General features: G+C 73.1%; 8 protein-coding genes and 2 pseudogenes. 6 read left to right on the top strand and 4 right to left on the bottom strand.

Going from position 1 to position 10,600, the window contains the following annotated elements:
• Positions 1 to 16: 16 nt before the first annotated feature.
• Positions 17 to 826 (bottom strand): acetoacetate decarboxylase family protein, encoded by an 810-nt coding sequence (locus tag ABD343_RS09310; protein WP_344526048.1) that lies wholly within the window; start codon positions 824 to 826, stop codon positions 17 to 19.
• Between the two features lie 67 nt (positions 827 to 893).
• On the opposite strand from ABD343_RS09310, the gene ABD343_RS09305 reads away from it, so the two are divergent.
• Together ABD343_RS09305 and ABD343_RS09300 are read left to right on the top strand one after the other, a co-directional pair.
• Positions 894 to 2,030: an aminotransferase class I/II-fold pyridoxal phosphate-dependent enzyme gene (locus tag ABD343_RS09305; RefSeq protein ID WP_344526046.1), complete on the top strand. Its 1,137-nt coding sequence runs from the start codon at positions 894 to 896 to the stop codon at positions 2,028 to 2,030.
• A 2-nt stretch (positions 2,031 to 2,032) separates the two neighbouring features.
• On the top strand, positions 2,033 to 2,776 hold the full coding sequence (locus ABD343_RS09300; protein WP_344526044.1) for a GNAT family N-acetyltransferase: 744 nt from the start codon (positions 2,033 to 2,035) through the stop codon (positions 2,774 to 2,776).
• Positions 2,777 to 3,000: 224 nt separating this feature from the next.
• Here ABD343_RS09300 and ABD343_RS09290 read toward each other — a convergent pair whose 3' ends face one another.
• Entirely contained in the window at positions 3,001 to 4,215 is a 1,215-nt protein-coding gene (locus ABD343_RS09290; protein ID WP_344526042.1) for a serine hydrolase domain-containing protein, read from the bottom strand.
• Between the two features lie 199 nt (positions 4,216 to 4,414).
• On the opposite strand from ABD343_RS09290, the pseudogene ABD343_RS09285 reads away from it, so the two are divergent.
• Together ABD343_RS09285 and ABD343_RS09280 are read left to right on the top strand one after the other, a co-directional pair.
• Positions 4,415 to 5,095 (top strand): annotated as a pseudogene (locus tag ABD343_RS09285) (alpha/beta fold hydrolase); the annotation flags it as partial.
• Positions 5,096 to 5,155: 60 nt separating this feature from the next.
• Positions 5,156 to 5,635 (top strand): annotated as a pseudogene (locus ABD343_RS09280) (helix-turn-helix domain-containing protein); the annotation flags it as partial.
• Between the two features lie 42 nt (positions 5,636 to 5,677).
• Here the strand turns inward: ABD343_RS09280 and ABD343_RS09275 are convergent.
• The gene (locus ABD343_RS09275) at positions 5,678 to 6,442 is read right to left on the bottom strand and encodes a class I SAM-dependent methyltransferase (RefSeq protein WP_344526040.1); all 765 of its coding nucleotides are present in this window, start codon (positions 6,440 to 6,442) and stop codon (positions 5,678 to 5,680) included.
• A gap of 1 nt (position 6,443) precedes the next feature.
• On the bottom strand, positions 6,444 to 6,989 hold the full coding sequence (locus tag ABD343_RS09270) for a MarR family winged helix-turn-helix transcriptional regulator (protein ID WP_344526038.1): 546 nt from the start codon (positions 6,987 to 6,989) through the stop codon (positions 6,444 to 6,446).
• 765 nt (positions 6,990 to 7,754) lie between these two features.
• Here ABD343_RS09270 and ABD343_RS09265 point away from each other — a divergent pair.
• Both ABD343_RS09265 and ABD343_RS09260 read left to right on the top strand, forming a co-directional pair.
• Entirely contained in the window at positions 7,755 to 8,951 is a 1,197-nt protein-coding gene (locus ABD343_RS09265) for a hypothetical protein (protein ID WP_344526036.1), read from the top strand.
• A complete protein-coding gene (locus tag ABD343_RS09260) occupies positions 8,938 to 10,599 on the top strand; it encodes a class I adenylate-forming enzyme family protein (RefSeq protein ID WP_344526034.1) in 1,662 nt (553 codons plus the stop codon). Before ABD343_RS09265 ends, ABD343_RS09260 begins: the two co-directional genes overlap by 14 nt.
• Position 10,600 lies beyond the last annotated feature (1 nt).

Raw genomic sequence — 10,600 nt, 5'->3', positions numbered from 1 at the left:
CGACGGGACGGTCCTTCTAATCCAGGTAATCGCCGCCTTCCAGCGTCTCGGCGTACGCGAACGAATAGCCGTTTCCGGTCTCCGTCGGGAGCAGTGACAGCAGATCAGGGTCCTGTGATCCGACGCTGCTCTCGTCGAAGGAGAGCGTCGCGGAACCCGACCACACCTCGCCGAATTCCGTCCCCGACACCCGGGAGGTCATGAGCCGAGCCCGGGGAGATCTCTCACCGGTCCAGCTCGGAATGAACCGACTGTGCACCAGCGGCAGCCGGGCGAGCGCCGGGGGAGTCTCCTCGGGCCGGGAAAGGGTCACCGTCGCCGAGGCGAACCGCCTGTCGTGCACGCCGAGCGAGCCGGAGAGCCGGGCCCCTTCCCCGCGCCTGCCGCCCGCCAGGCCGACGGGCAACATCCTGGTCAGATGGACCGAACCGAACTGCTTCGGCATGCCCTGGATCCAGCCCCGGGTCAACGACGTGGCCGAGTCGACCCAGGCGTAGGGGCAGCGCGCCATCTGCTTCCCCCGGTGCGCGCACGCGAGGAGTATCTGGAACTCGGAGAACTGGCAGCGGACGGGGTCCGCGGATTCCCGGAAATCCGCGGAACACCACTCCCACTCGGAGAAGACGGCGGCTGCGTTCATCTCCCCCTGCGTCAGGGAGAGACCTTCCGGGAGGAATTTCCGGGCCGCTTCGGGGGTGACCCGGCAGTCGATCCACAGCATGTTTCCCGAGAAGTGCCACGGCGGGGGAGTGACCATGGAAGATTCTCCGGAAGGAGACAACGGGTAGGAGTATCCGGACAGTTGAGTTGAGGTTTCTTCGAGCATGGGCAGAGAATACCCATCCGATCCGGAAAGAGAAGGGGAGTCTGAGATCTCTCGAATCGCCGACATCGTGCAGCATGTGGGGCCCGCCGGGTTCCACGATCTGGGGCCCGGATATCCCGACCCGGAACTGATACCCACGAATGCGCTGCGCGGCGCTTTCGCGACCGCGCTCGACCGTTACGGCGACCTGGCGCTGCGCTACGGACACGACCACGGCGCCCTGCCGTTCCGGGAGGCGGTGGCGGAGCACCTGTCGCGCACCGAGGCCCACCCCTGGTCTCCGGAGCAACTGCTCGTGACGCCGGGCACGTCGCAGATGCTGGACACCGTCGCCTCCGCGCTGTCCCGTCCCGGCGACGTGGTGCTCGCGGAAGCGCCCACGTACGACCTGGCGTTGCGGATCTTCCGCGACCGCGGACTGGACGTCGCCCCGGTCCACCGTGACCGGCACGGACCCGTTCCCGGAGCGATCGAGGAGGCCGTACGTACCGCCCGCCGGTCCGGGCGTCGCGCGGCCTTCGTCTACCTCGTGCCGACGTTCCACAACCCGACGGGCACCCTCATCCCGCTGTCCCGGCGGGCGGAACTGATCGACGCCGCGCGTGGTTGCGGCCTCACGTTCGTGGAGGACGACGCCTACGCGGACCTGGCCTTCGACGGCCTGCCCACCCCGCCGTCCCTGGCCGCGCTGGCCGGGCAGGAAGGCGTGATCCGCCTCGGCACCTTCTCCAAGACCCTCGCCCCCGGGCTGCGCCTGGGCTGGCTCGGGTCCTCCGCGCGCCGATGCCGCGAGTTGGCGGGCAGGGGCGTCGTACGGAGCGGAGGAGCGGCCAGCCACCTCCCGTCGCTCGCGGTAGCCGGGCTCCTGGGCGACGGCAGATACGACACACATCTCCGGGGACTCCGCGAACACCTGGCGGAACGCCGCAACGCCCTGGTCACCACGCTCCGCGACACCCTGGGCCAGGACTTCACCGTCCCCCTCCCGCCGGGAGGGCTCTTCGCCTGGATCGGCCTTCCCCCGTGGCTCCCCGAAACGGAAGCCGTCTCACGAGCGGCCGAGGCGGGCGTACTGGTCCAGCCCGGCTCCCCCTTCGGCAGCCCCACCCCCGCGATCAGGCTGGCCTACTCGGCCACACCCCCCACCCGCCTCCACCGCGCCGCCCACGCCCTGGCCGGTGCCTGGACCCTCAAGGACGGATGACGATGGCGTACGAGATCCACACGCTCGCGGAACGGCCCGAACTGCTCGGTGAGGTCTGGACCCTCAACCCCACCTGGCCCGAATTCATGTACCACGGCCCGGTGGCGGACGCCCACTACGGGCAACTCGTCGACACCTTCCACGACTACACCCTGGTCGCCACCGAGGAGGGCCGAGCCGTCGCACGAGGCCACACCCTCCCCGTGGCCCTGGACCTCCCGGGCCGCCGGAACCTCCCGCCCGACGGCTGGGACCGCATGCTCATCTGGGCCTTCGACGACCACCGCCGCGGACGAAGGACCGACACTGTCAGCGCCGTCGAGGTGGTCATCGACCCCGCCCACAGGGGCCGGGGTCTGTCCACGCTGATGCTCCGCGCGATGGCGGACAACGCCCGCACGAAGGGCAGCAGCCGCCTGATCGTCCCGGTACGCCCCACCGCCAAGCACGAACGGCCGGAAACACCTCTCGACGCCTACGTCCGGGACGTCGCCCCGGACGGCCTGCCCCGCGACCCCTGGCTGCGGACGCACGTGCAGCTAGGCGGCGAGATAGCCGGCATCGCCCCGGCCTCCATGACGATCCCCGGCTCGCTGGAGCAATGGCGCACCTGGACGAGCCTCCCCTTCGACAAGGACGGCCCGGTGATAGTCCCCGGCGCCCTCGCCCCGATCCACTGCGCGGCCTCCTTCGGATACGCCGTCTACGTCGAACCCAACGTCTGGATCTCCCACAACCTGACCTGAAGCCCCTTCCGCCAAGTCAAGGCCACACCGGGCGGCAGGAGGCCAGTCGCCGTCACGGAGGCCCGCCCCGGCTACGCGGGGCGCGTTCGGCCGCTGAAATCGGTGGGTGTCTCGCCCGTGCGGTTGCGGAAGAAGCGGGTGAAGGCGGTCGCGGGCGGGAAGCCGAGCCGGGCCGCGACGGCGGCAGAGGTCAGGTCCGTGGATCCGGCGGTCGCCCGCTGCCGTCAGGTCCCGCAGAACTCGGTCCTGACGGCGGCGTCCTCCAGGCGCTGCTCTCCCCAGTCGCCGTTGCGGTTCATCGTCATGACGTGGCGGCCGTCCGCCGAGGCGAGCGTGCGGGTCGCGGAACCGGGGATCATGCCGCCGTGGCCCCAGGCCCAACAGCCCTCGTCGAGCTTGAAGTGCCGTATGCCGAGGCCGTAGACGTCCTGCGGGCCGCCGTGTCCCTTGTCCCCGTCAACGGGGACCGCGTCGAGGAGCTGGCGTTGCTGGGCGGGCGGCAGCAGGTCGCCCGCCAGCAGTTCGGACAGAAAGGTGTTCACGTCCTGGGCGGTCGAGATGAGCTGCCCGGCGGAGAAGGCGACCGTGGGACTGAACTCGGTGACATCGCGGACCTTGGCCTGCGGGCCGTCCTCGAACAGCGTGGAGTAGTGCCTCGCGTGTGGTGAGGGCAGCGCGGGCGACCGGCCGGGCACGCGCGTGCCGCGCAAGCCGAGCGGATCGATGACGAGGCGTTCGACGGCCCGCGCGTAGCTGCCGCCGGTGACCTTTTCGATGACCATGCCGGCGAGGACGTAGTTGGTGTCGGAGTAGTCCCACTTGCCGGGTCTGCCGGGCCTGCTGCCCTGCTCGGGCTGGAAGTTGGGCGGATGCGCGAGCGCGAGGTCCACCAGCTTCGCCGGAGACCACTCGACGTGGCGATTCCGCTCGAACTCGTCACCCGCGTACCGGGCGCGGAACCCCTTGTCCATGTTGTAGTCGAAAATGCCGCTCGTGTGGTTGAGCAGTTGCCGTACGGTGATGTGCCCGGGCCGGTAGCCCTTGCCCCGGACCACCCCCGGCAGCCATTCGGCCACGCTGTCGTCCAGTGACAGCTTCCCCTCGGCCTCCAGCTTGAGCAGCACCGTGGCCGTGAAGGTCTTGGTCACACTGGCGACACGGAACCTCTCCCGGGGGCTCCGCGGCTGTTCGGAGGCGAGATTCCGGACTCCGGCCCGCCCCTTCCAGACCCCGTGCGCGTCCCGTACCTCGGCGATGACACCGGGCGTGCCCTGCGCGACGATCCTGTCCAGGGCTCTCTGGGTCCGCGTATGTGTGTCCTGGTCCTTCGAAGTCGAACGGGGCGGACCGGCCGCCGCGGTGGTGACGGCGAGCGTCCCCGCGACGACGGTGACGGCGACGAGGGCGGCGGGCAGGCGGGACCACGTGAGTCGAGTCATGGGAACAGCGCACCAGGGACCGCGCCGCCGGACCATCGGGAACATCCCGGAAGGGGGTCAGGGACCCGACCTAGGGCGTGGTGGAGAACCGGCGGCCGTGCCCTGCCCGGTGCCGTGACGACCGTACGCGGTCGTCAACTCGACAACGGACTTTTGTACAAGACCGAGGATCGGCGCCCCCCCCGGATCATGCGCTCGCATGAACGAGCACGGCGTTGAGCACGTACGGGGGACGCATGTGGTCCAGGACGGCCCTCGGCAGGCGCCACCGCTGCTGCTCATCCACGGATCGGGCGCCTCCGGGGGCTCCTGGAGTCCGATCGTCCCGGCACTCGCCGGTCATCATCACGTCCTCCGGGCCGATCTCCCGGGCTGCGGCCAGTCACCGCCCGCGGTGTCCTACGAGGTGCCCGAGCAGGCGGTCCGGTTGGCGGCGCACCTGGACCACCTCGGCCTCGGTCCCGTCACCGTGGTCGGGCATTCCAGCGGCGGCTATGTCGCCACCGCGCTCGCCGAACGGCGTCCCGACCTGGTGAGGTCGATCGCGTTGCTCAGCACGGGCCCGAGCTCCGACGCGCTCCTCCCGCAGCCGCTGGCCCTGCGCGTCCTGCTGGGCCCGCCGTTCGGCCCGCTCCTGTGGTCGCGGCGGTCGGACACGATGACGCGCAAGGGGATCAGGGCGACCGCCGCCCGTCCCGTGGACGTCCCTGACGACATGGTCGCCGAGATGCGGGGCACCTCGTACCGAACGTTCAGGACGGTGCTGCGCCGGAACACGGAGTACCTCGTCGAGCGGAGTGTGCCCGAGCGCCTCGCCGCCCTCGACGTGCCCGTACTGGCCGCTTTCGGCACCGCCGACCCCCGATGGGAACCGTCGTCGGTGCACCAGTACGGCGCGGTGCCGCACGCACGGGTCGAGCAATCGCCCGGCGTCGGGCACGAGGACAGGCTGCGCGCCGCCGCGTCCTGGGACGAGCGGTTCACGCTCGCGACGGACCTCCTCGGCCGACGACGCCTGGATGGCCGGTCGGCAGTCGCCCCGGCAGTCGCCCCGGAGGTCGCCTTCGCCTGGCGGCGGACGCGCGCCTCCCGGGGGCGGGCGCGGGTCGAGGGCCTTGCGGGCGAGGTCGGCTGGAGCCGGAAGCGGCTGTCGGCCCGCTTCCGGGCCCAGCTCGGTATCACTCCCCGACGCGCGGCCCGCCTGGTGCGGTTCGACCACGCCACCCGCCTTCTCACGGCGGGCCGTGCCGCCGCCGACGTCGCCGCCGAGAGCGGCTACGTCGACCAGTCCCACCTCTACCGCGAGGTCAAGTCGTTCGCCGGGCCGACTCCCACGGCGGTGGCCGTCGCGCCGTGGCTCGCGATCGACGACGTCGCGTGGCCGGATTCATCGCCGACACGGAGCCCTGCGCCGGTTTGACCGCCTGGACGGCCGCCCGGCCCCCTTTCCTGACAGGCCAGGTCAGGGTTTCGTGGCGTGCAAGAGGCGCATTCCGCCGGGCGCCGGGGCGTCGGGCCGGACGTGGAGGCCGACCGCCCGGCACTGGTCCGACAGCCAGGAGGGGGCGAGGCGCAGCTTGGGGTAGCTGCCGGCCTGGAAGTGCCAGGAGCCGGCGGTGCGGGCGTGGAGCAGGTCGTGCACGGTGACCGTGTCCTCGTCGCGGTATTCGAGGAAGCAGGTGAGGATGCGGTCCTCGTCCGCGCGGACCGGGAGGAAGCGGTCCGTGCCCCGCAGTTCGCCGGTGAGGTCGCGGTACGTGGCGAGGAAGTGCCCGCCCGGGGAGAGGGCCGCGGCGACGTCGGCCAGGAGGGCGGGGACGTCGCGCCTGGCGGGCAGGTGGAGGAGCGTGTCTCCCATGCACAGGATCGCGTGGGCCGTGCCGGGCTCGACGGTCCGGGGGAGTGCGGTGCGCAGGTCGTCGTGGGTGAGGTGGATCGCCGGGAACTCGGCGGATAGCGGGGCCAGTTCATCCAGCAGGGTACGGCTGGTGTCCACGGCGTGGACCGTGTCGTAGCCGAGGCGGGCCAGGGCGAGGGCGTGGGCGCCGGGGCCGCAGCCCAGGTCGACCGCCGCGGCGCCGGGGGCGGGGCCGGACAGGCCGTGCTCGGTGAGGAAGTCGGCCTCACGGTCGCCGAGTTGCCGGATGTCGCCGCCGACCATCCAGGTGTAGTGCTCGGCGAGGAGCCGGTCGTAGTGCTCGATGGCGGTGCTCACGCCGGAGGGCATGTCAGGTCCTCTCAGGGGCGAAGTCGGTGTCGGTGTCGGTGTCGGTGTCGGCGGACGCGGGGCGGCCGGTGCGTACCCACGTGGCGAGGTCGGCCAGGTAGATGTTGGCGCGCCCCGTGTCCAGGGCCCGGCCGAGCGCGGCGCGGTAGGTGGGGGTGGCCTGCTCGTAGCGCTTCCGGCCGCTCTCGGTGATGACGGCGGTGACGGTCCGCCCGTCCCGGGTGCTGGACCCGGACCCGGACGTACGGGCCGCCAGCCCCTGGCTCTCCAGCCGGGCCACGAGCCGCGTGACGGTGCTGTCCTTGAGGCCGATACGGTCGGCGAGTTCGCCCATCCGCATCGCCTCGGCGCCCTCCGCCCGGCTCAGCGCGCACAGGGCCCGGTACTCCGAGAGCGGCAGTCCGTGGTGACGTTGCAGCGTCGTGTCCAACTGCTTCTCCACCTGGCCGAGCAGGCGTACGGCCATGCACCACCGGTCGTCCTCCTCGTCACCGGCGGGGGCGGAGGGGACGGAGGGGGCGGTGTCGTTCAGCACGAGGTCATCCACGCCTCGGCACTCTATCTGCTTGCACAAGCAAGGGGAAGCCTCAGGCTGGCCGACGCTCGTCTCCCCGGGTGCCGTACGAGACCATCGACAACCGGACGGGGCGGCGGACGGCCGTCGGGGCCGAGGACCCCGACGGCCCGGACGGCGACCATCTCGCGCTCACCGTGCTCCTCGACGGCGAGCGGTGGCTGGTCGACACCGGGCTCGCCGGAGGCATGTACGAGCCGGTGGGGCTGTCCTCGTTCGACGCCGAGCACCGCGAGTTGTCCACGTCTCCCGACTCCGGGTTCGTCCGGGTCCTCCAGGTCCAGCTCCGGGACGCCAAGGGCGTGGACATGCTGCGCGGCTGTGTGCTGCGTCGGATCGAGGGCGAAGGTACGTCCGAGCGGACCGTCGACTCGGCGGACGACAGGTACGACGTGCTGACCGACGTCTTCCGCCTGGACCTCTCCGACGTCGACGCCCCCGCCCGAGCGGCGTTGTGGGACCGCGTCCGCACGGCGCATCAGGAGTGGGCGGCCGCGCAGGAATGCCAGGGAGGGCAGGAGTGGCAGGAACGAGGAGCGCCGCGCGCCCCGGCTCCGCCTGCCTCGCGCTCCCGCTGTCGAGCCGTTCTCGCTGAGCCCTTCGTCGCGGTAAGCCTCAGGAAAGCGCCCTTTGCTCGCGCCCTGGGTAGCGGTTACGCTGCTGGTAAGACGTTTTACCAGCGGCCTCGTCATAGAGCCGGAGCACAGCCAGAGCCGGAGAACCGGAGAAGGAGCCTTGATGCGGGACGTCAGCCGTCTTCGGGGGATCACGTGGGACCATCCGCGCGGCATCGATGCCCTGCGTGCGGGCAGCGACGCGTTCGCGCGCCGTACCGGGGTCACTGTCGAATGGACCGCGCGGTCGCTGCGTGAGTTCGAGGACACGCCCGTGGCCGAGCTGACGGGGGAGTACGACCTGGTGGCGCTCGACCACCCCTTCATCGGCGACGCGGTGGAGGCCGGGGCCCTGCTGCCGCTCGACTCCGTGCTCCCGCCCGGCGAGCTGCGCGAGCGCGCCGGGGACTCGGCCGGGCCGAGCCACGCCAGTTACCACTGGCGCGGGCGCCAGTGGGGCGGCGCGGTCGACGCCGCCTGCATGGTCGCCGCCCACCGCGCCGGGGCGGTGGAGCGTACGGAGATACCGGAGCGGTGGGACGACGTCCCCGCGTTCGCGCGCCGGCACGGGCGCGAGGCGGTGCTGCTCGCGGCCAACCCGACTCATCTGTGGGGCACCGTGCTCTCCCTGTGCGAGGCCGGGGCCGACACCGCCGCCGGACCGCGCGAGGGCTGGCGCCGGGGCGCCGACGGGCGGCCGGAGTGGTGGGGGGACGCGGGCGTGGACCCGGCGCTGCTGGGGGAGGCCGTCGAACGGGCCCGCCGCCTGTTGGCGCTGTGCGCCCCCGAGTCGTCGGCCGCCGACCCCATCGCCGTGCTCGAACGGCTGGCCGACCCGCACGACGCGGCGCTCTACTGCCCGTTGGTGTTCGGCTACGTCACCTACGCCCGGCCCGGCGCGCGCCCCGCGCTCGTGGCGTTCACCGACGCGCCGCGTCTCGGCGACGAGCCCGTGGGCACGCTCACGGGCGGGGTGGGACTCGCCGTCTCCGCCCGCTCGGACGCCGGTCGGGACGCCGCCGCGTTCGTCCGCCTCGCGACCTCCGCGCAGGTCCAGCGCGGGCCCGCGCACGCCGCCGGAGGGCAGGCGGGCCGCCGTTCGGTGTGGCTGGACGCGCGGGTCGACGACGAGGTCACCGGCTTCTACCGGTCCACCCTCGCCACCATGGACCGCTCCTTCCTGCGCCCCCGCCTCCCCGGCTATCCGGCCTACCAGCGCGCGGCGGCCGAGGAGCTGCACCGGGGGCTGGCGAAGGGCGTACGGGGGCGCGACATCGTGACCGAGCTCGGCAATCTGTGGCGCAAGCATGTCCGCGCCTGACCACGGGCGCGCGTCCGGCCCCGCGACCACGCCCCGGCCCGTATCCGGCCCCGCGACCGTCGCCGAGCAGTTCGCCCGCGCCGAGGCCGCGTACGGGGACCGGCGGGCGCTGCGGTCGGCGGACGTCGGCCACCCCGCGACGGGCTCCGCCGCCGGGTGGCTGACCTTCGCCCAGGTCGCCGAGCTCGCCCGTACGGCCGTCGCGCGGCTCGCCGTGCTCGGCGCCGGGCCCGGCGACCGCGTCGTCCTCGCCCTTCCCAACAGCGTGCTGCTCCGCGTCCTCGACCGGGCCGTCCTCGGTTCCGGGCTCGTACGGGTCGCGCTCTCGCCGCGGCTGCACCCGCGCGAGATCGCCGGGATCGCCGCCGACTGCGGGGCCCGCGTGGTCTGTTGCACCCCGGGCGCCGAGCAGGCCGTACGGGCGGCGCTCGCCCACGCGGGGGCGTCGGCGGCGGTGACGGCCTGCGCCGACGACGCCCCCGGCCGTACGGGCAGCCCGGTCCTCACTCCTGCCGTTCTCGCGGCGGCGTCCACGCCACCGCCCCCCGGCTGGCCCGCGCCCGCTCCCGCCGACATCGCGATGCTCATGTACAGCTCGGGGACGACCGGCCGCCCCAAAGGCGTGGTCGTCACCCACGGGACCTGGGCGGCGCAGACCGTACGGGCGCTGGGGGTGCTGCCCCCGGTCGGGCCGGGTGACGTCGTCCTCGCGGTGGCGCCCATGAGCCACTTCGGCGGCTCGATCGGGCTCGACTGCGCGGTGAGCGGCGCGGCGACGGTCACCATGTCCCGCTTCGACGCGGGTGCGGTCCTGGACGCCGTCGAGGCGTACGGGGTGACGGTCCTGCCGCTGGCGCCGGTCATGCTCGAACGGATCGCGCGGGCCGCAGCGCCCCGTACGGCCCCGGTGCCGGGCATCAGGGCCGTCCCGTACGGCGGTTCGCCCCTCGGCGCCGAGGCCCTGGCCCCGGCGGCGGAGGTCTTTCCCGGGGCGCTCACCCAGTTCTACGGGCTCGCCGAGGCCCTCGCGCCCCTCACGGTGCTCGCCCCCGCCGACCACGACTCCGGCGTGCCCGGCCGTCTGGCCTCGGCGGGCCGGGTCGCCGACGGTGTCGAACTGCGGCTCGCGGACGGCGAGATCGAGGTGCGCGGCGACACCGTGATGGCCGGGTACTGGAACCGTCCGGAGCTGACCGCCGCGGCCTTCCGCGACGGCTGGTTCCGCACGGGCGACCTGGCCGAGATCGACGCGGACGGCTACGTACGGCTCACCGGCCGCTCCGGCGAGACCATCGTGACCGGCGGGTTCAACGTCCAGCCCGCCGAGGTCGAGCGGGTGCTCGCCCCCGTCGCCGGGGTCCGCGAGGCCGCCGTCGTGGGCCTGCCGCACCCGGAGTGGGGCGAGGGCGTCACCGCCGCCGTCGTCCTCGACGGCGGCCCCCGCACCGGCACCCCCGGCGAGGACGTCCTCGCCGCCCTCGCCCGTGCCTGCGCCGGGGCGCTGGCGGGCTACAAGAAGCCCGTCGCGGTGCACGCCGTACCGGAGATCCCGAGGAACGCCGCGGGCAAGACCGACCGCGCCGCCCTGCGGAAGCTGCTGACCGGGCGATCCGGAGGATCCGGACGGTCCGAACGAGAGGAACACTGAC

The sequence above is a fragment of the Streptomyces albiaxialis genome (assembly GCF_039530985.1).
GTDB lineage: Bacteria > Actinomycetota > Actinomycetes > Streptomycetales > Streptomycetaceae > Streptomyces > Streptomyces albiaxialis.
This window is presented reverse-complemented; position numbering and strand designations above follow the sequence as displayed.

What these genes read in the sequence shown, in the direction of transcription:
- ABD343_RS09275 (WP_344526040.1), bottom strand. Translation starts at nt 6,442, where the DNA reads ATGCCCTCCGGCGTGAGCACCGCCATCGAGCACTACGACCGGCTCCTC.
- ABD343_RS09310 (WP_344526048.1), bottom strand. Translation starts at nt 826, where the DNA reads ATGCTCGAAGAAACCTCAACTCAACTGTCCGGATACTCCTACCCGTTG.
- ABD343_RS09260 (WP_344526034.1), top strand. Translation starts at nt 8,938, where the DNA reads ATGTCCGCGCCTGACCACGGGCGCGCGTCCGGCCCCGCGACCACGCCC.
- ABD343_RS09290 (WP_344526042.1), bottom strand. Translation starts at nt 4,215, where the DNA reads ATGACTCGACTCACGTGGTCCCGCCTGCCCGCCGCCCTCGTCGCCGTC.
- ABD343_RS09265 (WP_344526036.1), top strand. Translation starts at nt 7,755, where the DNA reads ATGCGGGACGTCAGCCGTCTTCGGGGGATCACGTGGGACCATCCGCGC.
- ABD343_RS09300 (WP_344526044.1), top strand. Translation starts at nt 2,033, where the DNA reads ATGGCGTACGAGATCCACACGCTCGCGGAACGGCCCGAACTGCTCGGT.